The sequence below is a fragment of the Massilia sp. BHUDP2 genome (genome assembly GCF_046236355.1).
Classification (GTDB): Bacteria; Pseudomonadota; Gammaproteobacteria; order Burkholderiales; family Burkholderiaceae_D; genus Telluria; species Telluria varians.
This window is the reverse complement of record NZ_JBJUVW010000002.1, coordinates 1,159,658-1,182,513: the sequence shown is the minus strand read 5'-3', so window position 1 is coordinate 1,182,513 and position 22,856 is coordinate 1,159,658. Positions and strand designations below refer to the sequence as shown.

General features: G+C 67.5%; 19 protein-coding genes and 1 tRNA gene. 17 read left to right on the top strand and 3 right to left on the bottom strand.

Going from position 1 to position 22,856, the window contains the following annotated elements:
- The first annotated feature begins 644 nt into the window (after nt 1-644).
- From ACK6C6_RS15900 to adk, 6 genes are all read left to right on the top strand, one after another.
- The gene (locus ACK6C6_RS15900; protein ID WP_409268103.1) at nt 645-1,250 is read left to right on the top strand and encodes a MotA/TolQ/ExbB proton channel family protein; all 606 of its coding nucleotides are present in this window, start codon (nt 645-647) and stop codon (nt 1,248-1,250) included.
- Entirely contained in the window at nt 1,250-1,690 is a 441-nt protein-coding gene (locus ACK6C6_RS15895) for a biopolymer transporter ExbD (RefSeq protein WP_027864785.1), read from the top strand. Before ACK6C6_RS15900 ends, ACK6C6_RS15895 begins: the two co-directional genes overlap by 1 nt.
- A gap of 30 nt (nt 1,691-1,720) precedes the next feature.
- On the top strand, nt 1,721-2,749 hold the full coding sequence (gene lpxK / locus ACK6C6_RS15890) for a tetraacyldisaccharide 4'-kinase (RefSeq protein WP_409268102.1): 1,029 nt from the start codon (nt 1,721-1,723) through the stop codon (nt 2,747-2,749).
- Complete coding sequence (locus tag ACK6C6_RS15885) at nt 2,730-2,900, top strand: Trm112 family protein (RefSeq protein WP_081926130.1); 171 nt, start codon at nt 2,730-2,732, stop codon at nt 2,898-2,900. Before lpxK ends, ACK6C6_RS15885 begins: the two co-directional genes overlap by 20 nt.
- Nucleotides 2,901-2,904: 4 nt before the next feature.
- Nucleotides 2,905-3,657, top strand: coding sequence for a 3-deoxy-manno-octulosonate cytidylyltransferase (kdsB, locus tag ACK6C6_RS15880; RefSeq protein WP_409268100.1), 753 nt, complete (start codon nt 2,905-2,907; stop codon nt 3,655-3,657).
- Between the two features lie 181 nt (nt 3,658-3,838).
- The gene (adk, locus tag ACK6C6_RS15875) at nt 3,839-4,495 is read left to right on the top strand and encodes an adenylate kinase (RefSeq protein WP_036216206.1); all 657 of its coding nucleotides are present in this window, start codon (nt 3,839-3,841) and stop codon (nt 4,493-4,495) included.
- 46 nt (nt 4,496-4,541) lie between these two features.
- Here adk and ACK6C6_RS15870 read toward each other — a convergent pair whose 3' ends face one another.
- Nucleotides 4,542-5,054: a DsbA family protein gene (locus ACK6C6_RS15870; protein ID WP_409268098.1), complete on the bottom strand. Its 513-nt coding sequence runs from the start codon at nt 5,052-5,054 to the stop codon at nt 4,542-4,544.
- 163 nt (nt 5,055-5,217) lie between these two features.
- Here ACK6C6_RS15870 and ACK6C6_RS15865 point away from each other — a divergent pair, with 163 nt between their 5' ends.
- From ACK6C6_RS15865 to ACK6C6_RS15850, 4 genes are all read left to right on the top strand, one after another.
- A complete protein-coding gene (locus ACK6C6_RS15865) occupies nt 5,218-5,898 on the top strand; it encodes a hypothetical protein (protein ID WP_409268097.1) in 681 nt (226 codons plus the stop codon).
- Nucleotides 5,899-6,037: 139 nt separating this feature from the next.
- Complete coding sequence (locus tag ACK6C6_RS15860) at nt 6,038-6,796, top strand: 3-hydroxyacyl-CoA dehydrogenase (RefSeq protein ID WP_209588235.1); 759 nt, start codon at nt 6,038-6,040, stop codon at nt 6,794-6,796.
- A 63-nt stretch (nt 6,797-6,859) separates the two neighbouring features.
- Nucleotides 6,860-8,674 carry a gamma-glutamyltransferase gene (gene ggt, locus ACK6C6_RS15855; protein WP_409268095.1) on the top strand — a complete coding sequence of 605 codons (1,815 nt, stop codon included), beginning with the start codon at nt 6,860-6,862 and terminating at the stop codon, nt 8,672-8,674.
- Complete coding sequence (locus ACK6C6_RS15850; RefSeq protein WP_409268094.1) at nt 8,610-9,299, top strand: class I SAM-dependent DNA methyltransferase; 690 nt, start codon at nt 8,610-8,612, stop codon at nt 9,297-9,299. The genes ggt and ACK6C6_RS15850 overlap by 65 nt, the downstream gene beginning before the upstream one ends.
- A 45-nt stretch (nt 9,300-9,344) precedes the next feature.
- Here the strand turns inward: ACK6C6_RS15850 and ACK6C6_RS15845 are convergent, their stop codons facing one another.
- Nucleotides 9,345-10,193 carry a PEP-CTERM sorting domain-containing protein gene (locus ACK6C6_RS15845; protein ID WP_209588238.1) on the bottom strand — a complete coding sequence of 283 codons (849 nt, stop codon included), beginning with the start codon at nt 10,191-10,193 and terminating at the stop codon, nt 9,345-9,347.
- Between the two features lie 359 nt (nt 10,194-10,552).
- On the opposite strand from ACK6C6_RS15845, the gene ACK6C6_RS15840 reads away from it, so the two are divergent.
- The 5 genes from ACK6C6_RS15840 (at nt 10,553) to ACK6C6_RS15820 (ending at nt 18,937) form a co-directional block, all read left to right on the top strand.
- On the top strand, nt 10,553-11,710 hold the full coding sequence (locus ACK6C6_RS15840) for a patatin-like phospholipase family protein (protein WP_409268298.1): 1,158 nt from the start codon (nt 10,553-10,555) through the stop codon (nt 11,708-11,710).
- A complete protein-coding gene (locus tag ACK6C6_RS15835) occupies nt 11,707-15,981 on the top strand; it encodes a two-component regulator propeller domain-containing protein (RefSeq protein WP_409268093.1) in 4,275 nt (1,424 codons plus the stop codon). Before ACK6C6_RS15840 ends, ACK6C6_RS15835 begins: the two co-directional genes overlap by 4 nt.
- Before the next feature lie 49 nt (nt 15,982-16,030).
- Nucleotides 16,031-16,708 (top strand): response regulator transcription factor, encoded by a 678-nt coding sequence (locus ACK6C6_RS15830; protein WP_409268092.1) that lies wholly within the window; start codon nt 16,031-16,033, stop codon nt 16,706-16,708.
- Nucleotides 16,709-16,791: 83 nt separating this feature from the next.
- On the top strand, nt 16,792-18,420 hold the full coding sequence (locus ACK6C6_RS15825; RefSeq protein ID WP_409268091.1) for an AMP-binding protein: 1,629 nt from the start codon (nt 16,792-16,794) through the stop codon (nt 18,418-18,420).
- A gap of 7 nt (nt 18,421-18,427) precedes the next feature.
- A complete protein-coding gene (locus tag ACK6C6_RS15820; protein WP_409268090.1) occupies nt 18,428-18,937 on the top strand; it encodes a MarR family winged helix-turn-helix transcriptional regulator in 510 nt (169 codons plus the stop codon).
- 21 nt (nt 18,938-18,958) lie between these two features.
- On the opposite strand, the gene ACK6C6_RS15815 is transcribed toward ACK6C6_RS15820, so the two are convergent.
- Entirely contained in the window at nt 18,959-19,534 is a 576-nt protein-coding gene (locus ACK6C6_RS15815) for a PEP-CTERM sorting domain-containing protein (RefSeq protein ID WP_409268089.1), read from the bottom strand.
- Between the two features lie 313 nt (nt 19,535-19,847).
- On the opposite strand from ACK6C6_RS15815, the gene ACK6C6_RS15810 reads away from it, so the two are divergent.
- A tRNA-Arg gene (locus ACK6C6_RS15810) sits at nt 19,848-19,922 on the top strand.
- 134 nt (nt 19,923-20,056) lie between these two features.
- The gene (locus ACK6C6_RS15805; protein WP_409268088.1) at nt 20,057-22,810 is read left to right on the top strand and encodes a PAS domain-containing protein; all 2,754 of its coding nucleotides are present in this window, start codon (nt 20,057-20,059) and stop codon (nt 22,808-22,810) included.
- Nucleotides 22,811-22,856 lie beyond the last annotated feature (46 nt).

Here is a 22,856-nt window from a genome sequence, read left to right as displayed (position 1 = left end):
TTTACCAATCAATGACTTAGCTCGCTACATACAGCATTCATCACATCCTTATCCACAAAAAATGTGCAGATGTGAATTTTCTTAGCCGCAAGGTCTACAGCACAGAATAAGTCATGCATGAAAGGGCAGAGTTGCACACAATACCTCGCATTACTGCTGAGTGATGAAATTTTATGCAGTGATGTTTTCTTGTGTTAGATCAAGCACTTAGCTGTGGAAATCGGCCCTTGCTCACACTTTTGTCCACAAAAAATGTGAGGAACCGCACGGAGCCGGACATGTGAGGACAAGCCGCAACACTGCCTCTTTTTTGCGCTCCGGAAATTTTTCTAAATGAAACAATGACTTAGCTGCCGTCGGACGCCATTGCGCACAATTTTGTCCACAGAATTTGTTCGTAAGTGCAAACGGTTGAGATAGATCAACATCATCTCCAACAAGACACCTGAGCTGGAAGCATGCTCATCTGACACCTGCCGTTTTCTTGCGCAGGCGCAGAATGTCCTTTGAAATCAAGGCTCTTTGATCCAGAAGAGGGCCTTGCGCACATTTTTATCCACAGAAGCTGTGCAGAACCACACTTGCCGCACTGCTGGCAACTTGTTACATTGCTGAACTGATTTTCTTTCCCACAGGAGTTTCTTTTGCTCGCCATTTTTCAAGCTGCAGGCTGGCCCATCTGGTTCTTGCTGATTGCCTCGATCATTGCCGTCGCCCTGATCGTGGAACGCCTGATCTACCTGCGCCGCGAGAAGATCCTCCCGAAGGCATTGCTGGATGAAGTGATCCGCGTCTATCGCGCCGGCAAGGTCACGCCCGACGTGGTCAACAAGCTCGAACACAATTCGCCGCTCGGCACCGTGCTGGCCGCCGCGCTGCGCAACGTCGACGCTCCGCGCGACGTCATGAAGGAATCCATCGAGGAAGCCGGCCGCGGCGTCGCCCACGGCCTCGAGCGCTTCCTCACCACCCTCGGCACCATCGCCTCGCTGGCTCCGCTGCTGGGCCTGTTCGGCACGGTGGTCGGCATGATCGAGATCTTCGGCGCGCAAAGCCCGACCGGCAACAACCCGGCCCAGCTGGCGCACGGCATCTCGGTGGCGCTGTACAACACCGGCTTCGGCCTGGCCATCGCCATGCCGGCCCTGGTGTTCTACCGCCACTTCCGCTCCTCGGTCGACAGCTTCATCGTCGAGATGGAACTGCAGGCCGTGAAATTCGTCGACGTCGTGCACGGGACCCGCAAATGATGAACTTCCGCCGTGGCCGCCAGCGCGAGGAACCGGAGATCAACCTGATTCCGTTCATCGACGTGCTGCTGGTCGTCCTCATCTTCCTAATGGTCTCGACCACCTACAGCAAGTTCACCGAGCTGCAGATCACGCTGCCCACGGCCGACGCCGAGAAGGTGCAGGAGCGTCCCTTCGAGATCAACGTCACCATCGACGCCAAGGGCAACTACACGGTGAACAACGTGCCGGTGTCCTTCCACAGCGTGGCCGGCCTGGCAGAAGACTTGAAAACTGCTGCCCGCAATGCCCCGAGCGGTCAACCAGCGGTCGATCCGGTGGTCATCGTCAATGCCGACCAGTTCGCGATGCACCAGATGGTCATCAACGTGCTGGAAGCGGCGCGCGTGGCCGGCTATGACAAGCTGACCTTCGCCGCCCAGACCGGCACCAGGAAATAAGAACGCGGACGCCCCGGCGTCCGCTCCTCCATGGCTTCCAACCTAGAATCGACACTCACCCGTGCCTGGCTGCGCCGCGGCCCGCTGGCGCTGGCCTTGCTGCCGCTCGCACTGCTGTTCCGCGTCCTCGCCGGCGTGCGCACGTTGCTGTATCGGCTCGGCCTGAAGAAGAGCGAGCGCCTGCCGGTGCCGGTCATCGTGGTCGGCAACATCTTCATCGGCGGGACCGGCAAGACGCCGCTGACGATCTGGCTGGCGGACAACCTGCGCGGCGCCGGCCTGCGTCCGGGCGTGATTTCGCGCGGCCACGGCGGTGCGGCCGAGGTGCCGCGCGAGGTCACGCCGCAATCCGATCCCCGTGAAGTGGGCGACGAGCCGCTCCTGATCGCGGCGCGCGCCGGCTGCCCGGTCGTGGTGGGACGCCAGCGCGCCCAGGCGGGCAGGGCGCTGCTGGCAAGCCATCCGGAAGTGGACGTCCTGATCACCGACGACGGCCTGCAGCACTACGCACTGGCGCGCGACGTCGAGATCGTCCTGTTCGACGGCCGCGGCGTCGGCAATGGCTGGCTGCTGCCGGCCGGCCCGCTGCGCGAGCCGCCTTCGCGGCGCCGCGATTTCACGGTGGTGAACGCGCCCGAGATTACCCCGCAGCTGGCGCGCGCCGTCGGCGGCCAGCCGTTCCGGATGCAGCTGGCAGGCGACTTCGCCGAGCCCCTGATGCGCCCGGAAGATTGCCTGCCGCTCGCGCGCCTGAAGGGCAGGCGCATCGTGGCGGCCGCCGGCATCGGCAATCCGGGCCGTTTCTTCGCCATGCTGCGCGGCGCCGGCCTGGACTTCCGGGAACTGCCGCTGCCCGACCACCACGACTTCCTCGACCGTCCTTTCGACGGGCTCGACGCCGATGTCATCCTGATCACGGAGAAGGATGCAGTAAAATGTCGGCAACTTGATAACCTGAAGGACGACCCGCGCTTGTGGGTCGTGCCCGTGACGGCGCGGATCGATCCCGCGCTGGCCGAACAAATCGTGGAGAAATGTCGTGGACGCTCGACTGCTTGATATCCTGGTCTGCCCGCTGTGCAAGGGCCCGCTTGAATACGATAAGAAAGCGCAGGAACTGACCTGTCGCCCGGACCGCCTGGCATACCCGATCCGCGATGGTATCCCGATCATGTGGGCTGACCAGGCGCGCAAGATCGAACCGGTGTAAGTCGATGGGCTTTACCGTCATCATCCCGGCCCGCCTGGCCTCGACCCGCCTGCCGAACAAGCCGCTGGCCGACCTCGGCGGCAAGCCGATGGTGGTGCGCGTGGCCGAACGCGCGCGCGAATCGGGAGCGAGCCGCATCATTGTGGCCACCGATCACCCGGACATCCTGGCGGCCTGCGAGGCGCACGGCATCGAAGCCTGCATGACCCGCGCCGACCATCCGTCCGGCACCGACCGCATCGCCGAAGTCGCGCACAAGCTGGGCCTGGCTCCAGGCGAGGTGGTGGTCAACCTGCAGGGCGACGAACCGCTGATCGACCCGAGCCTGCTGGCCGCCTGCGCCGCGCGCATCGTCGAGGGCGTGCCGATGGCCACCGTGGCCCATCCGATCGTCGACGTGGCCGAGGTGTTCAACCCGAACGTGGTCAAGGTCGTGCTCGACAAGGCGGGCAGGGCGCTGTACTTCTCGCGCGCCACCATTCCCTGGCACCGCGACGCCTTCGCGGCCAGCAAGGAGTCGCTGCCGGCCGGCTACGCGCCGCTGCGCCACGTCGGCCTCTATGCCTACAGCAACGCCTTCCTCCAGGCCTATCCGGCGCTGGAGAGTTCCCCGCTCGAAACCATCGAGGCGCTGGAACAGCTGCGCGTGCTGTGGCACGGCTACCCGATCGCCGTGCACATCACGGACAGCGCGCCGCCCGCCGGCGTCGATACCCCGGACGACCTGGAGCGGGTGCGCCGCCACTACGCTGCCTGAACTTTCTTACGCCAATTTTACGTTGTCTGCGCTATGTCAAAACGAACTGGCGACAGGCCCGGGGATTGGCGTTAAAGCTGACTTTTGTGGTAACTTTCGTGTCAAGTAGCCAGATATGCATCAAACACAATCGTCTGCCAACATAAAAATTATCAACATCCTCTAAGAATCTAGGAAACTCATGCGTCTCATTCTGTTAGGAGCACCCGGCGCCGGCAAAGGCACCCAGGCCAACTTCATCAAGGAAAAGTTCAACATTCCGCAGATTTCCACCGGCGACATGCTGCGTGCCGCGATCAAGGCCGGAACCGAACTGGGCATGGCTGCCAAGAAGGTGATGGATGCTGGCCAGCTGGTGTCGGACGACATCATCATCGGCCTGGTGAAAGAGCGCCTGAAGGAGACCGATTGCGCCAACGGCTACCTGTTCGACGGCTTCCCGCGCACCATTGCGCAGGCCGACGCCATGAAGGACAGCGGCGTGCAGATCGACTACGTGCTGGAAATCGACGTGCCTGACGAACTGATCGTCGAGCGCATGTCGGGCCGCCGCACCCACCAGGCCTCGGGCCGCGTGTACCACACCAAGTTCAACCCGCCGAAGGTCGACGGCGTCGACGACGTCACCGGCGAGCCGCTGGTGCAGCGCGACGACGACAAGGAAGAAACCGTGCAGAAGCGCCTGGCCGTGTACCACAACCAGACCGAAGTGCTGCTCGGCTACTACAACAAGTGGGCCCAGTCGGGCCTGCCTGGTGCGCCGAAGTACCGCAAGATTTCGGGCGTCGGCCCGGTCGAGCAGGTGCGCGACGCAGCCTTCGCAGCGCTGTCGGAATAAACACTCAGCAAGTTGATCGAACGGCCCTGCGGGGCCGTTTTTTCATTTATAGGTAGCGCTCGACGGCCGCCGTCAGCGACTCCCGGTCTGAATCCCCCTGGTAGCGCTCGCCGTTGATGAAGAAGCTCGGCGTCCCGCTCGCTCCCAGCGACTTCGCTTCTTGCGCCTGCGACTGGATCCGCTCGCGGTGCCGGCGCTCGGCCATGTCGGCCTCGAAACGCGCCGCGTCCAGCCCCAGGCCCTGGGCCAGCAGCGGCAGCTGGGCCGGGGCCATCTGCGCCTGGTGCTCGAACAGGGTGTCGTGCATCTCCCAGAACTTGCCCTGGGCACCCGCCGCTTCCGCCGCCTCGGCCGCGCTTTCCGCATACGGGTGCATGCCGAGCGGCAGGTGGCGATAGACCAGCGCGATGCGCTCGCCGTACTGCTTCTGCAGCCCGCTCAGGGTCGGGTGGGCCCGCGCGCAGTAGGGGCACTGGAAATCCCCATATTCGATGATGACGATGTCGGCATCGGGATTGCCCCGTACGTGGTCGCCTTCCACGATCTCTACCTGCCTCATGCTCGCTCCTGTGAATGTGATGGAGCCGATCTTCGCATGCTCCTCCACAGCTGCGCCGCCCGTTACCGTTCAACAATCATGTGAGGAAGTGTTTCGCGTGCGCCGATCGCCCCGATGCGGGCAGATAATGGCCTGTCCAATATCCATTCGCTCGAGGTGCACCATGCGTCCCATCCAGTCCATGATTGCCGTGCTGTTCGCCCTGGGTTCGGCGGCAGCGCTGGCCCAGAACCAGGCGCCGGCCCAGCCGCCGACTGGCAAGCCGGTCGACGACAGCGCCACGTATGGCCCGGTGCTGAATCCGCAGCAGCCGACCCCGGCCACCACGCAACAGCCGACCCCGGCCAGCACGCAGGCGGCAGGCGAGGCCCGGCCGCAGGCGCAGGAAGAGCGCGCCGGCCAGCCGCCAGTCACCAGCAAGCAGAACGAAGTCGATCCTTCGGCCCGTCCGGCCCCCGGGACCGGGCAGCCGGCACCTCCAACATCGCCGCAGGCCCCGGCCCAGCCGCAAACGCAGCAGCCCAAGACCCAGCAGGAACTCCAGGGCAAGCCCGAGCGCCAGCAGCAAACGAAGAAACAGGCCCAGCGCCGTCCGGGTGCGGTCCAGCGCATCGAGCCCACGCCGCGTATCGCCGCGCCAAGCCCGGCGCCGGTCCCGCGCGCCGGGGTAGCGGCCGCGCCCAGCCCGGTCGGTCCGCAGTCGAGCCAGGTGGTGAGTTGCGTGGGCGGCACCTGCACCGACGTCAACGGCACGACCTATAACGCGAGCGGCCCGGGCAATGTCGCGGTCAGCAGCAGCGGCCGCGCCTGCACGACCAACGGCACCACGGTCCAGTGCCTTTGATCTGAAGAGGTAAGCGCTTCGCTGGATGGTTTTTTCAAGCAAAAGTTCGCTACAATGCCGGCTGTTTGACGTTTACGTTAACGTCATGTTCGCGTAAGCCGTCATCACAGCGGCACTAGAACTTTTAAAAGGGAAAACCATGCAAATTCAGAACAATGTGTTCATCGTGACCGGTGGCGCGTCGGGCCTGGGAGCAGCCACGGCGCGCATGATCACGGAAGCGGGCGGCAAGGTCGTCATCGCCGACGTGCAGGCGGAAGCAGGCGCCGCGCTGGCGGCTGAGCTGGGCGGCCAGTTCGTCAAGTGCGACGTCACGCAGGAAGCGGACGGCCTCGCGGTCGTGGACGCGGCCACCAAGCTGGGCAGCTTGCGCGGCCTGGTCAACTGCGCCGGCGTGGCACCGGCCGTCAAGACCGTCGGCAAGGACGGTCCGCACCCGCTGGACGCCTTCCAGCGCGCGGTGAACATCAACCTGGTCGGTACCTTCAACATGTGCCGCCTGGCGGCCGACGCCATGGGCAAGACCGAAGCAGGCGAGTACGGCGAGCGCGGCATCATCATCAACACCGCCTCGGTCGCGGCCTTCGACGGCCAGATCGGCCAGGCCGCCTACGGCTCCTCAAAGGCGGCCGTCGCCGGCATGACCCTGCCGATGGCGCGCGACCTGGCGCGCAGCGGCATCCGCGTGATGACCATCGCCCCGGGCATCTTCGAGACCCCGATGCTGATGGGCATGCCGCAGGAAGTGCGCGACTCGCTGGGCAAGATGGTCCCGTTCCCGCCCCGCCTCGGCATGCCGAAGGAGTACGCGCACCTGGCCAAGGCCATCATCGAAAACGTGATGCTCAACGGCGAAACGATCCGCCTCGACGGCGCGATCCGCATGCAGCCGAAGTAAGCTTCCTGAAGGCTCTTGCCAATTGTTGTAGGATTGGCAGATGTCGGGCGCATGGCGCAAGCCATGCGTCCGTTTTGCTTTTGGAGAAACGATTTGAACAATACGAAGTTGCGCGCTACCTCCCTGGCGCTGGCTCTGGCTTTCACTGTCCAGCCGCTGCTGGCGCAGGACACTCGCCAGGCGGCCCCGGAAGCCGCCACGGGCTACACCGCGAAGCCCGGCTGGCCCGCGAAAAAATACATGGTGGCCGCGGCCAATCCGCTGGCGGTGCAGGCCGGCTACCAGATCCTGCAGCAAGGCGGCAGCGCGATCGACGCGGCGATTGCCACCCAGCTGGTGCTGACCCTGGTCGAGCCGCAGTCGTCCGGCATCGGCGGCGGCGCCTTCCTGGTCCACTACGACGGCCGCAAGACCCAGGCCTTCGATGGCCGCGAGACCGCGCCCTCGAAAGCCGACGAGCGCCTGTTCCAGCGCCCCGACGGCACGCCGCTGTCGCGCACCGAAGGTATCGTCGGCGGCCGCTCGGTCGGCGCGCCGGGCGTGCTGCGCATGCTCGAGCTGGCGCACAAGGAGCACGGTCGACTGCCCTGGAAGGCCTTGTTCGCACCTGCCATCCGCTTGTCGGAAGAGGGCTTCGCGGTCAGCCCGCGCCTGCACGCGCTGTTGTCCGGCGACCGCTACCTGCGCAAGGACCCGGAAGCGGCGCGCTATTTCTACGGCAATGGCGGCCAGCCTTGGGCCGTCGGCCACATCCTGAAGAACCCGGCCCTGGCGAAGACGCTGCGCGAGATCGCCGAGGGCGGCGCCGACGCCTTCTACACGGGCCGCATCGCGCGCGACATCGGCGCCAAGGTGCAGGGCCACCCGACCAACCCGGGCCTGCTCAGCGCCGCCGACATTGCCGCCTACCAGCCGAAAGTGCGCACGCCGGTGTGCAGCGATTATCGTGCCTACACCGTGTGCGGCATGCCGCCGCCGTCCTCGGGCGGCATCGCCGTCGCCCAGATGCTGGGCATGTTCGAGACCTTCGACATGAAGGCGCTCGCGCCAAGCAATGGCGTGCCCGGGCCGGACGCGCTGCACGTGTTCAGCGAAGTGGGGCGCCTGGCCTATGCGGACCGCAACCGCTACGCCGCCGACGCCGACTTCGTGCCGCTGCCGGGACGCGGCGTGCCGAGCCTGATCGACAAGCACTACCTGGCCACGCGCGCCAGGCTGGTGGGGCCGCGCTCGATGGGCGAGGCCCCGGCCGGCAAGCCGCCCGGCATGGAGATGGCCTGGCACTGGGGCAAGGACAATGCGATCGAAACGCCGTCGACCTCGCACGTGTCGGTGGTCGACGCTTATGGCGCGGGCCTGGCGATGACCACGACCATCGAAGATGCGTTTGGATCGCGCCAGATGGTGGACGGCTTCATCCTCAACAACCAGCTGACCGATTTCTCCTTCGCCTCGCGTGACGCCGACGGCCCGATCGCCAACCGGGTGGAAGCCGGCAAGCGCCCGCGCAGCGCGATGTCGCCCACCGTCGTGTTCGACCGCAAGACCGGCAAGCTGGTGCTGACGGTCGGTTCGCCGGGCGGCCCGGCCATCATCAACTACGTCGCCAAGGTGCTGGTCGGGACGCTCGACTGGGGCCTCAACGTGCAGCAGGCAATCGCGATGCCGAACTTCGGCAGCCGCAACGGCCCGACCGAACTCGAAGTGGGACGCTTCCCGTCCACCACCATCGAGGCCTTGAACGCGCGCGGCCACAAGGTGCGCCTGGGCGAGCAGACCTCGGGCCTGCACGGCATCCAGCGCATCGAAGTGCATGGGGTGCCGCTGTGGTACGGCGGGGCCGATCCGCGCCGCGAAGGCGTGGCGCAAGGGGACTGAGGGGACCATCCGGATGCCGCGCCTGTCGACCGCCGCCGCTTACGACCAGCTGGCCGAACGCTGGCTGGACGGGGTATTCGACAGCAGCAACGGCCTGCGCCAGCACGAGCGGGCGCTCGCCTTTCTCGCGCCGGCAGCCGATGGCTGGGCGCTCAACGTCGGCTGCGGCTGCAACACCCGTTTCAATCCGCTGTTGCGCCAGCGTGGGCTGCGGATCGAGGCTGTCGACCTGTCGGCGCGCATGCTGGCACTGGCGCAGGTGGCCGACCCGGAGGTCGTCCTGCACCAGGCCGATATCCGTGATTGGCCGCTTCCGCGCGGCTACCGCTTCGTGGCGGCCTGGGACAGCATCTGGCACGTCTGCCTGCAAGACCAGCGCGCACTCATGCTCAAGCTGATGCGCGCGCTCGAGCCGGGTGGGGTCTTCCTCTTCACCGCGGGCGGGCTGGACCAGGCCCATGAACACGTCGATGCGGCGATGGGGCCCGAGGTCTACTACGGCACGCTCGGGATACCCGGCCTGCTCGCGGTGATCGAGGAGGCGGGCTGCCTGCTACGCCACCTCGAATTCGACCAGCATCCGGAACAGCACCTGGTCCTCATCGCGCAGCGCCCAAAAAAATAATGCCGCCCGCTGCAGATCGGGCGGCATGCCAGGTCGGGAACTCCCTTATGCCTTGCGGCGCCTGCGCTGCGAGACCAGCGCCGCCAGGCCCAGGCCGATCAGGACCGCGGACGCCGGTTCCGGAACTTCGCCAGTGGCGCCGCCTTCGCCCGAGCCGCCACCGATGGAACCACTATCAATCGAGCCGCCACCAGTGGAACCGCCGCCGGTGGAACCGCCACCATTCGAACCGCCTTCGGTCGAGCCACCCTCCGTAGAACCGCCGCCGCTCGAGCCGCCCTGGTTTCCATCGTTCTGCACTGGAGGCGGCGTATAAATACTGGCGGGAATGAGGCCTTGCACGCCGATGCCGCCGGTCTTGCCTCCTGCGTCGCCGATGTGGGCGGCGAAGCCGTAGCCGCCGGGTTGCCCCTTGTTCTTTGCAGTGCTCGGAGTGAATGCATCCAGGGAAAGGCCGGCCATGCTAAGGCTGAATTCGAGCGGACTGCCGACCTTGCTGGAAATGCCGCCGCTGTTCAGCTTGAAGCCATGCGTGAACATGCCGTCCGGGGTCAGGTTGAACGGTCCTCCGCTCAGCACTCTGAAGGCGCTCCCGGTGTAGTCGATGACCGCATTCTGGTAGGCGCTGGCCAGGCTGAAGCCGAAGCTTGGGCTGTCGCTGGGGCCCGTCCCGGCAAAATAATAATTGTCAGCCAGGCTTACCTTGACGTCGACACGGTCGGCCGATGCCTGGGTCAACTGGACCGTCACGGGGCTGCCAGTAAAGGTGGCGGACGTGGACAGGTTGTATGTATACGACGTGCCGACGGCAATGGGCGTGGCGTGGGCTGCAAGCGACACGCTGGCAAACAGTGTCACTGCAGCAATTTTCTTCAGGACTTGGATCTGGTTCATATAATAGTTATAACAAATATTAATTCTCTACATTTAAGCAAGTTGCGTGCCAATTATGTCAAGTGATTGAATTTACAGGTTTTATATTTATCTTCACGGTCAATGAAAACAAAGCTGTAAAATTTTCCGACAGTAAATTACTGTTGTTAAAATAGAATTTTTCCAGTTTTGGCTGTGCTCACTTCACTATCTTGCACAAAAGGCTCTTTCTATACGTAAATTCCCTCGCTGCTAGTAGGGCGCCTTTCCCGCTTCCTGTGGCTAAAAAGCCTGGACAGGCCAGGCTCGATCCATATATTTCCCAAGAGATACCCGACTTTTGCTAAGCTTCGCGGGTGGACAGTGGAGCAAAAACAGGCCTGGTCCTCACAGGCGGTGGAGCACGCGCCGCCTATCAGGCCGGCGTGATGCATGCGATCGCCCGCATCCTTGCCGACGCTGGCCGTCCGGCCCTGCGCTCTCCCTTCGACATCATCTGCGGCACCTCGGCCGGCGCGCTGAACGCCACCGCGCTCGCCTGCCGCGCCGACGACTTCAACAGCGCCGTACGCGGCCTGCTGAACGTCTGGGAGGGCGTCAGCGCCCACCAGGTCTACCGCGCCGATTCGCTGGCCGTGCTGCGCTCGGGTGCGCGCTGGCTGTCGCTGCTGTCCTTCGGCTGGCTGCTGCGCAAGTGGCACGCTTCGCCGCCCCAGTCCCTGCTCGACAACACCCCGCTGGCCGGCCTGCTGCACCGCGCCCTCGACCTGCCGCGCCTCGATGCCGCGCTGGCCGACGGCGTCCTGCATGCGCTCGCGATCACCGCTTCCTCGTATAGCAGCGGGCATCACATCACCTTCTACCAGGCCGCGCGCGAGATCGCGCCCTGGCTGCGCCACCAGCGCCTGGCGCTGTCGACCCAGATCAGCGTCGAGCACCTGCTGGCGTCGAGCGCCATTCCCTTCATCTTCCCGGCGGTGCCGCTGTACCTGGGCGGCCGGCGCGAATACTGCGGCGACGGTTCGATGCGCCAGCTGGCGCCGATCGCGCCGGCCATCCACCTGGGCGCGACGCGGGTGCTGGTGGTGGGAGCGGGGCGCATGTCGGAAACGGCGGCCGCCGCCCCGCCAGGTTCGGCGACCGGCGGCGGCTATCCGAGCCTGGCGCAGATCGCCGGCCATGCGCTGTCCTCGATCTTCCTCGACAGCCTGGCCGCCGACATCGAGCGCCTGCAGCGCGTCAATCAGACGCTTGAGCGCGTGCCGCCCGAGGCCCGCGCGGCGCTGCCGCTGCGCCGCGTGGAACTCCTGGTGATCGCGCCGTCCGAACGCCTCGACGACATCGCCCTGCGCCACGTGCACAGCCTGCCGTCGCCGGTGCGCACGCTGCTGGGCGGGATCGGCGCGCTTGAAACGCGCGGCGCGGCGCTGGCTTCCTACCTGCTGTTCGAAGGCAGCTATACGCGCGAGCTGATCCGCCTTGGCGAACACGATACCCTGGCCCGGCGCGACGACGTGCTGGCCTTCTTTCCCGAATGAACGCGCTGCTCCGATGGTGTGCGGCGGCGCTGCTGCTGTTGCTGAGCGTGGGTGCGCTGGCCGCGCCGCCGCGCCCGACCCTGCGCTTCGAGCACCTGTCGGTGTCCGAGGGCCTGGCGCAGGAGACCGTGCTGGCGGTGGTGCAGGACCGCGACGGCTTCATGTGGTTCGGCACCCAGAACGGCCTGTCGCGCTTCGACGGCTACCGCGTCATCAACTACCGCACCGTACCCGGCAAGCCGCGCTCGCTGTCGAACAGCTGGGTGCGCGTGCTGCACCTGGACCGCCACGGCCGCCTGTGGCTGGGCACCGACGGGGGCCTGAACCTGTACGACCCGGTCACCCAGTCCTTCACCCTGTTCGTGCCGGAAGAGACCGCGCGGCGCGGCAACGGCAACCGCCATATCAATGCCATCGTCGGCGACGGCCGCGACGGCCTGTGGATCGGCACCAACGACGGCCTGCAGCACTTCGACACCACGCTGCGCCGCTTCACCACCTGGCACCACGAGCGCGGCAACGAAGCGAGCCTGAGCGACGACAACGTCAACGCGCTGGCGCTGGACGCCGGCGGGAGGCTATGGATCGGCACCGGCGGGGGACTCGACAGCCTGGTCACCGGCAAGGACGCCGGGCGCGCGCGCATCGAGCACCACCCTGGCGGCCTGGGGCCGCGCGGCAACCCGGTGCATGCGCTGATGGTGGACGGCCAGCAACGCCTGTGGGTCGGGCGCCTGGGCGGGCTGGAACGGCGCGTGCTCGACGGGCCGGATGCGGGCAAGGTACGCCGCTTCGGTCCTGAAGACGGCATCGGCCCGTGGTGGATCACGACCCTGTACCGCGACGCCGGCAACGAAATCTGGGTCGGCACCCATGACGACGGCCTGCTGCGCTGGCGCGGGCCCGAGGACAAGTTCGAGAGCCACCGCCATGTGGTCAGCGACCGCCACAGCCTGGGCGACAACCAGGTGGCCTCGCTGTACCGCGACCGCCTCGGCACCTTCTGGGTCGGCACCTGGTATGCCGGCGTGTCGCGCGTGGACCTGGGCAGCGGCGGCTTCGCCCGCATGGTTCGCCGCAATAGTGAGCCTGGCCTGCCCGACACCCTGGCCGACAACAAGGCGCGCGCGCTGCTGGGCGACGGCAACAAGCTCTGGGTCGGCACCGCCACCGCGCTCAACCACGTCGACCCGGCCACCGGCGCGACCAGCGTCTACCGCCCCGATCCGCGCAATCCGAACAGCCTGGCCGACCTGCCGGCCAGCGCACTGGCGCGCGAGCGCAACGGCCGCCTGTGGATCGGCAGCCGCACCGGCCTGACCTCGTTCGACCCCGTCAGCGGCCGCTTCGAGCGCCTGGCGCTGTCCGGCGACGCCGACGCCAACAATGTGCGCGGCCTGTATGCCACGCCGGACGGCGGCATCTGGGTCGCCACCCGCGGCGGCCTGCACCGGCTCGACCCGGCCACGCGGAAAATCGAGCACTGGCGCCACGACCCGGGCAAGTCCACCAGCCTGGCCGACGACATCGTGCGGCCGATGCTGCTGGACCGGCGCGGCCGCATGTGGATAGGCACCTTCGACGGCCTGGACCTGATGGACCGCGCCAGCGGGCGCTTCCGCCACTTCCGCCACGATCCCTACGACGCGGCGAGCCTGAGCCACGACGAGGTGCACGCGCTGTTCGAGGACAGCCGCGGCGACGTCTGGGTCGGCACCGCGGTGGGCCTGAACCGCATGCTGACGGCCGCCGACGGCTCGGTGAGCTTCGTGCGCTACACCACCCGCGAAGGCCTGCTGGACGACGCGGTCGCGGCGATCCTGGAGGACGAGGACGGCCGCCTGTGGGTCAGCACCACCAGCGGCATTTCCCGTTTCGATCCGGAGAGCGGGCGCTGGCGCAACTACACGGCCGCCGACGGCCTCACCGAGGGCGCCTTCTTCGACTCGTCGGCGGTGCGCGGCCCCGACGGCATCCTGTACTTCGGCGGCTTCAACGGCATCACGGCCTTCGATCCGCGCGCGATCCGCGACAACCGGGTGGCGCCGCGCCCCGTCATCACCGGCCTGACGATCTTCAACAAACCGGTCGAGGAGGCGCTGCCGGGCGTGCTCAAGGGGCCGGTGGAGCACGCCGAGACGGTGACGCTGCCGGCCGGTGCCTCGGTGTTCTCGCTCGAGTTCTCGGCCCTGCACTTCGCCGCGCCCGGGCGCAACCGCTTCGCCTACCGCCTCGACGGCTTCGACCAGGACTGGGTCTACGAAGACGCTTCCAGGCGCTTTGCCACCTATACCAACCTGGATCCCGGCACCTACGTGTTCCGGCTGCGCGCGGCCAACAAGGACGGCGTCTGGAGCGAGCAGGCGGCGGCGCTGGCGATCACGATCGAACCGCCGCCCTGGGGCACGCCATGGTTCCGCGCCGTCGCCGTGCTGCTGCTGGCGGCCCTCGGCTACATGGGGGTGCGGATGCGCATGTCCGGCCTGCAGCGCCAGAAGGAACAGCTGGCGCGCCAGGTGGGCGCGCGCACCGAGCAGGTCGAGCAGCAGAACCGCATGCTCGAGCGCCAGACCGAGGAACTGCGCGACCAGGAGCAGCGCGTGCGCCAGCAGTCCAACGAGCTGGCGCGCGCCTACCGCGCGCTGCAGGAGAACGAGGAGTTCCTGCGCCAGGCCAAGCAGCGCGCCGAGGACGCGACGCGCCAGAAATCCGAGTTCCTGGCCAACATGAGCCACGAGATGCGCACCCCGCTGGCGGGCGTGATCGGCATGCTCGGCTTCGCGCTGCGCGATGCCTCGCTGCGCGAGACCACGCGCGAGCAGATCCAGCGCGGCCAGGGCAATGCCGAGGCACTGCTGGCGATCATCAACGACCTGCTCGACTTCTCCAAGATCGAGGCGGGCAAGCTGAGCATCGAGAACATCGACTTCGACCTGCACGCCGTCATTCGCAACGTGGCCAGTTTGTTCGAGGAGCAGGCCGCGGGAAAGAGCATCGGCTTCAAGGTGGCCTTCGACGACGCGCTGCCGCGCTTCGTGGTCGGCGACCCGACCCGCTTGCGCCAGGTGCTGGTCAACCTGGTCGGGAACGCCTTCAAGTTCACCCGGTCGGGTGCGGTCGACCTGCAGGTCGAGCTGCGCGCGGACGACCAGGTGCGCGGGGAGGGCTGGAACATGGTGCGCTTCACCGTGCGCGACACCGGCATCGGCATCCCGGCCGATGCGCTGCCGCGCCTGTTCCAGAAGTTCGAACAGGCCGACACCACCACCACGCGCCGCTACGGCGGCACCGGCCTGGGCCTGGCGATCTGCCGCCAGCTGGTGGCCCTGATGGGCGGATCGATCGCGGTCAACAGCATCGAGGGCAAGGGCAGCACCTTCAGCGTGCAGGTGCCGCTGGCCGACGGCGTCGAGCCGCCGCACGTGGAACAGGCGCCGCGCGCGCCGCACACCCACCGCCTGCGCATCCTGTGCGCCGAGGATTTCGCGACCAACCAGATCATCGCCCGCACCATGGTCGAGGACATGGGCCACCAGATCGACATCGCCGACAACGGCCTGCACGCGGTGGCCGCCTGCGCCCGCAACCGCTACGACCTGGTGCTGATGGACGGGCGCATGCCCGAGATGGACGGCGCCACCGCGACCCGCCTCATCCGCGCCGGCGGTACGCCGGATGCCCGGGTGCTGGATCCGCACCTGATGATCGTGGCCCTGACCGCCAACGCCAGCGGCGAAGACCGGGCGCGCTACCTTGCCTGCGGCATGGACGCCTTCCTGACCAAGCCGATCGACGAGGACGCGCTGCACCAGCAGATCTCGCGCGCCATCGAGCGCCAGCTGGGGCGCGGCATCGCGCTGCCGCCGATGCCTGCCGCCGGCGAGCCGCAGCAGGCGTCGCCGCTGGCCGCGCTGGACGCGATGTTCGGCGTCGCCCCGGCGCCGCAGGCGCCATCCCCGGATACGGCGGCAGCAGCCCCGCCCAACGCCGGCCGCCGCGCCGACGACCTGGCCGCGCGTCTGCGCGCCGCCTTCGCCGCCGACCTGCCGCGCCGCCGCGCCGAGCTGGCGCAAGCGGTCGATGCGGACGACCTGGAAGCGGCGGGCAGGGTGCTGCACGGCCTGCGCGGCAGCGCCGCCTACCTGGGCGAGACCGCGCTCGGCCAGCTGTGCGCCGAGCTGGAAGCGGCCGCCGATGCGGGCGACCGCACGCGCCTGCTGGCCGGGCTGGCGCGCCTGGGCGTGCAGCTGGCCGTCTTCCAGCCCACCTGAATCAGCTTTCACTATAATGGCGCACGACGGGGCAGGAGGACAGCAGAACATGATAGTGCTGGCGGTGGATGACGACGTGGTGTCGCGCATGATGCTGATGCATCTGGTCGACAGCTGCGGACAATACGAGATCGTGGAGGCGGAGGACGGCGAGGACGCCTGGCGGCGCCTGGAGGCCGGCCTGCGCCCCGGCATCGTGTTCTGCGACCTGCGCATGCCGAAGCTCGATGGCATGGCGCTGCTGGCGCGGGTGCGCGCCGCACGCGAGGATGCTGCCCTGCAGGCCGTGCCCTTCGTGCTGGTATCGGCGGCATCGGACGCCGACACGCTGGCCGAGGCAGGGCGCCTCGGCGCCGACGGCTACATCGTCAAGCCTTTCGCCGCGGGGCAGGTGCGGGCCCAGCTCGCGCGCCTGGCGCCGCAGGACGAAGAACCGGCCTGCGTGCAGCAGCGCCTCGGCATCACGTCCGAACGCCTGCTCGCCTATCTCGGCGGCCTGCAGCGCCAGCTCGAGGAAGCAGGCCTCGGCCTGGCGGCGCTGCCTCTGGACGGGGGCGAGCGCCTGCAGCGCCTGGCCGACGGCTGCGCCACGCTCGGACTGGCGGACAGCGCGGCGCGCCTGCGCGCCGCGCTCACGAGCGGCGATGCGCAGGCGCTCCAGGCAGCGCTGGCGCATGCACGCGGGGCGGTCGGCCGCCAGCAGCAGCGCGCGCAAGCCAGCTCATAAATACGCTTGCTGGCAGATTACTTTAGATTTAAAGTAAGTCGGGATCGCTGCATTATTGCCGGAATATCTACCAAAGGCCCGACATGACCGATGCTTCCGCAGCACTTGCGCCGTCCGGCTACGCCGACGGTTTCGCCCGCGCCCAGCTGCCGCCCCCGAGCGAGTGGCCTGAATTCCGCTTCGACCTGCCCGAGCTGCAGTATCCGCCGCGCCTGAACAGCGCGGCCGAGCTGCTCGATGGCGCCGGCGCGCGCGGCTGGGATGCGCGCACGGCCCTCATCGGCAGCCGCGAACGCCTCAGCTACGCCCAGCTGCGCGCGCGGGTCGACCGCATCGCCCACGTGCTGCGTCGAGACCTCCAGCTCGCGACCGGCAGCCGCGTGCTGCTGCGCGGCGCCAATTGCCCCATGATGGCGGCCTGCATCCTGGCCGTGATCAAGGCCGGCTGCATCGCGGTGCCGACCATGCCGCTGCTGCGCGCCCGCGAACTGGGCATCATTGCCGGCCGCGCCCGCGTCGATGCGGTGCTGTGCGCGGCCTCCCTGCGTGCGGAAGTCGATGCGATGGAGCCGGGCAGCCTGCCCCTGGTGCTGTTCGACGGGGATGCGCCCAATTCGCTGGAAGCGCGCATGGCGGCCCACGACGAGCCCTTCCATGCGCCCGATACCGCCGCCGACGACATCTGCCTGATCAGCTTTACCTCGGGCACCACCGGCGTGCCGAAGGGGACCATGCACTTCCACCGCGACCTGCTGGCGATCTGCGATTGCTTCCCGCGCCACACCCTGGGCGCGCGCATGGACGACGTGTTCATCGGCACGCCGCCGCTGGCCTTCACCTTCGGCCTGGGCGGGCTGCTGCTGTTTCCGCTGCGCGTGGGCGCCAGCGCCGTGCTGGTCGAGCGCTTGAGCCCGGAAAGCCTGCTGGCGTCGATCCAGGAACACCGCGCCACGGTGTGCTTCACCGCGCCCACCTTCTACCGCCAGATGGCGCAGCTGGCGCCGCGCTTCGATTTGCGCAGCCTGAGCCGCAGCGTGTCGGCCGGCGAGGCGCTGCCGGTCGCCACCCGCGAAGCCTGGAAGGCGGCAACAGGCCTGGACATGATCGACGGGATCGGCGCCACCGAGATGCTGCACATCTTCATCTCGGCCGCGGGCAGCGAGGCCAGAGCCGGCGCGACCGGCAAGCCGGTGCCGGGCTACCAGGCCTGCATCCTCGACGAGCACGGGCGGCCGGTGGGGCCGGGCGTGGTGGGCAGGCTGGCGGTGAAAGGCCCGACCGGCTGCCGTTACCTGGACGACCCGCGCCAGCGCAACTACGTGCAGGATGGCTGGAACATCACCGGCGACGCCTACGAGATGGACGCCGACGGCTATTTCTACTACCGCTCGCGGCTGGACGACATGATCATCTCGGCCGGCTACAACATCGCCGGCGCCGAGGTCGAGGAAGCGCTGCTGCACCATCCGGCGGTGGCCGAGTGCGGCGTGGTGGGGCGCCCCGACGAGGAGCGCGGGCAGGTGGTCGAGGCCCATGTCGTGCTCAAGCCGGGCGTGGCGCCAAGCGGCGAGCTGGCCGCGGCGCTGCAGGAATTCGTCAAGGCCCAGATTGCACCGTACAAGTATCCGCGCGTGCTGCGTTTTCGCGAACAGCTGCCGCGCACCGAAACCGGTAAACTGCAACGGTTTAAATTACGCATGGACGCGGTCTGAGGAAAACATGTCCGATCTCGAGGACTCGGGCCAGGCGGAGCGGGAGCTCGACCTGGCAAGTCGGCTGACGCAGGATCACCATCAGTCGCTCAAGCTGTGGCTGCGCATGCTGTCGTGCACCGTGCGCATCGAGAACGAGATCCGCTCGCGGCTGCGCGCCGGTTTCGGCATCACGCTGCCGCGCTTCGACCTGATGGCCCAGCTCGAGCGCCATCCCGACGGCCTGCGCATGGGCGAGCTGTCCCGGCGCATGATGGTCACCGGCGGCAACGTCACCGGCATCACCGACCAGCTCGAGCGCGAAGGACTGGTGCTGCGCGTTCCCGATCCGCACGACCGCCGTGCCTGGGCGGTGCGCCTGACCCCGGCCGGGCGCAGCGCTTTCGCCGAGATGGCGGCGGTGCACGAACGCTGGATCGACGAGATGCTGGCCGATATCCCGGCCGAGGACAAGGCCAGCCTGATCGCGCTGCTGGCGTCCATGAAGCAGCGCCTCAACACCGGCGACGAACGCTAGCCGGGCAGAGGCGCCCTGGGCCTAGGTTTTGCTGGTGCGGCGGCGGCTGCCGCAGACCGCCAGTGCCCCCACGGCCAGCAGCGCCAGGCTGGCCGGCTCCGGCACGTCGTGGTGTTCCTGGTTGCCGGCTTGCAGTCCGCCGCCGGTCAGGCCGCCATCGGCCTGTCCGCCCCCGGTCTGGGCGGCGCCGCCTTCGCCGGTCTCGTTCTGGCCCGTATCCTTGACCGGGATCTGGATCGACGGCGAGGTAATGTAATGGCTGAGGCGGCCGATATTGCACTTGTTCTGGTTGGCGGCGCAGGGCCCGCCGCTCAGGAACTGGACCTGGTCGTTGGTCCAGACGAGCTGGCTCAAATCGCCGATGTTCTGGAAGAAGAAGGTATCGGCAGTGACGTCGAGGTTACCGTGACCAAATTTCAGTGCGAAATAGCCAGGCTGGGCCGGATCGTTCAAGATCCATGCCGAGCCCAGGCTGATGGCCTGGGTGGCGCTATCGTTCTTGTTGACGTCGATTTTGCTGCCAAGTACCAGGCTGCCGATGCCCGTGATGGCCCGCAGTGCCGCCAGTTCGGTCTCGTCACCGGAATTGGACAGCATGGCTTCGCCGATCTTCAGGTCTACCGTGATGGGTGTCGCCAGCGCGGCAGGTGCGGCCAGGACGGAAAGGACAAACAGGAAGCTGCGGGAAAGGCGAGGAAGGCAAGCAGTCGACATGGAGCGGCGTGGTGGTGACGGCAATAAAAATTGCAAATTTTTAATTTATGTTGTCAGAATAGAATGCCGGCCTCCGCTTGTAAAGCTTTTCGTATTTATCGCAGGGAAGCGCGTAGCTGTTTTGCCACTGTTCTGATTTGGCAAGGGGACTGGTACAATACGGGACTGCACCTGCGCGCATGCGCGGCAGCGATGTGTCGCCATAGTACAATGGATAGTACAAGGTCCTCCTAAGACTTAGATGCAGGTTCGATTCCTGCTGGCGACACCATCTTCTCCTGCCCACCCGGGCGTAAATTCCATCGGCTCGGCTATACTTTCCGGCGCGCTGCCATTGCCGGCAGCGCCTCCCGCTTCCGTGGCCCGGCCCTGGCAGCGCCCTTGTCTCCCAACCGGATCCACACGATGTTCCTCACCGCTTCCTCCCCCGGCCAGCCTGGCGCCGTCGAAAACCTGATGGCCGAACACGACTGGAACGCCGCCGCTTGCGGCGATCCTGGCGGCTGGGAGCCGGCGCTCCAGCACGCAGTGCGCCAGATGCTCGACTCGGCCGTCGCGACTTTCATCGTCTGGGGAAACGAGGAAACCTTCCTGTACAACGATGCCTACGTGCCGGTGCTGGGCCGGCGCCATCCGGAGGCGCTGGGCCGGCCGTTTGCCGCTGTCTGGCCCGAATCCTATCCCGAGGTGGCGGAAGCGGTGGCGCAGGCGAGGGCGGGGCGTACGGCCAGCTTCAGCCATGCGCCCTTCATCGTCACCCGCAACGGGCACGAGGAGCAGGCCTGGTTCTCGTTCAGCTATTCGCCGCTGCGGCGCCTGGACGGCACGGTGCGCGGCTTCGTGTGCGCGGTCACCGAGACCACCGACCTCGACGCCATCAAGCGCAGCGAGGCGGCCCTGCGCGACGCCCAGATGCGGCTCGAAGGCGCGCTCGGCGCAGCCCAGGTCGCGACCTGGAACTGGAACGTGCGCGAGAACCGGCTGTATGCCGACGCCAACCTCGCGCGCCTGTACGGCGTGCCGCTCGGGGACATCGACGGCGGGCCGGTCGAGGCCTACCTGGCGGCGATCCATCCGGACGACGTGGCCCGGGTCCAGGCGCGCATTGCGCGCGCGCTCGAGACCGGCGAGACCTTTGGCGACAGCTACCGCGTGCGCGGCGCGGACGGCCTCTGGCGCCATGTGGAGGCGCGCGGCAAGGTGACCGCGAACGCCGACGGCCAGCCCGAGTGGCTGCCGGGCGTGGCGCTCGACGTCACGGCCCAGAAGGAGGCCGAAGCCGGCTTGCGGCGCAGCGAGGCGCGCTTCCGGCGCCTGGCCGAATCGAACGTGCTCGGCATCGTGCAGTACCGCTTCGACGGCAGCCTGATCGAGTCGAACGATGCCTTCCTCGACATCCTGCGGATGACGCGCGCCGACTTTGAACGCGGCCTGTCCTGGCGCGCGCTGACCCCGCCCGAATGGCGCGAGGCCGACGAACGCGGCTGGGAGCAGCTGCGCACCGTCGGCGTGATGGAGCCGTACGAAAAGGAGTACCTGCGCAGCGACGGCAGCCGCGCCGCGGTCTACCTCGGCGCCGCCAACGTCGACGGCAGCGCCGACGAGGGCATTGCCTACGTGCTCGACATTTCCGGCATCCGCAGCGCCGAGCGTGCCCTCAAGGAAAGCGAAGCGCGCTTCCGGGTGATCGCCAACGCCATGCCGCAGTCGGTGTGGTCGACCCGTGCGGACGGCTTCCACGACTACTACAACGACCAGTGGTATGCCTTCACCGGCATGCCCTACGGTTCGACCGACGGGGCCGGCTGGAATGCCCTGTTCCATCCGGACGACCAGCCGCTGGCCTGGGAACGATGGCGCCATTCGCTGCGCACCGGCGAACCCTACGAGATCGAATACCGGCTGCGCCACCACACCGGCAACTACCGCTGGGTACTGGGGCGCGCGCTGCCGGTGCGCGGCGAGGACGGCGCCATCGTGCGCTGGATGGGCACCTGCACCGACATCCACGAGCAGAAGCTGACCCAGGAAGCCCTGCAGGACGCCGACCGCCGCAAGGACGAGTTCCTGGCCATGCTGGCGCACGAGCTGCGCAATCCGCTGGCGCCGATCGCCACCGCCGCATCGCTGCTGGCGATGGCGGCGCAGGATCCGGCGCGGGTGCGCCAGGTGGGCGCGGTGATCTCGCGCCAGACCACCCACATGACCGGCCTGATCGACGACCTGATGGATGTCTCGCGCGTCACGCGCGGCCTGGTCAGCCTGGAGCGCGAAGACCTGCCGCTGTCGCAGGTCGTCGACGACGCCGTCGAACAGGTGCGTTCGCTGCTCGAGGGCAGGACGCACCGGCTCGAGGTGCGCCACGCCTGCGCCGGCGTGATCGTGAACGGCGACCGCAAGCGCCTGGTGCAGGTGCTGGCCAACATCCTCGGCAATGCCGCCCGGTATACGCCGGCGGGCGGCCACATCGTGCTCTCCAGCGGCATCGAGGATGGCTGCGCCGTGCTGGCGGTGCGCGACAACGGCATCGGCATGGCGCCGGAGCTGGTGGCCAGCGCCTTCGAGCTGTTCTACCAGGGCAAGCGCAGCCCCGACCGCTCGCAGGGCGGCCTCGGGATCGGGCTGGCGCTGGTGCGCAGCCTGGCCGAGCTGCACGGCGGCAGCGTGGAAGCGGCCAGCGAGGGCGAAGGGCGCGGCAGCACCTTCACGCTCAGGCTGCCGCTGCCGGAGCAGGGCGCCCGCAGCGCGGGCTTGGCGAGCAAGCACGCGCTGCAGCAGGCTCCTGCGGCGCTGCGCGTGCTGGTGGTGGACGACAATACCGATGCGGCGGAACTGGTGGCGATGTTCCTGGGCCTGCTCGGCTACGAGGTCAGCGTCGAATTCGGCGCGGCGGCGGCGCTCGAGCGCGCGCGCAGCCTGATGCCGCACGTCTGCCTGCTCGACATCGGGCTGCCCGGCATGGACGGCAAGGAACTGGCGCGCCGCCTGCGCCGGCTGCCCGGCCTGGAACGGGTCAGGCTGGCGGCCATGACCGGCTATGGCCAGCCGCACGACCGGCGCGACACCGAAGCGGCGGGCTTCGACGTCCATTTCGTCAAGCCGGTCGAGACCGCTGCGCTGGCGGCCTGGCTGGCCGAGGTGGAAACGCCCCTCGTCTGAGATCGCGGCGGCGGTACGCCGCCGAAACCCCGGCGCCAGTCGGTAC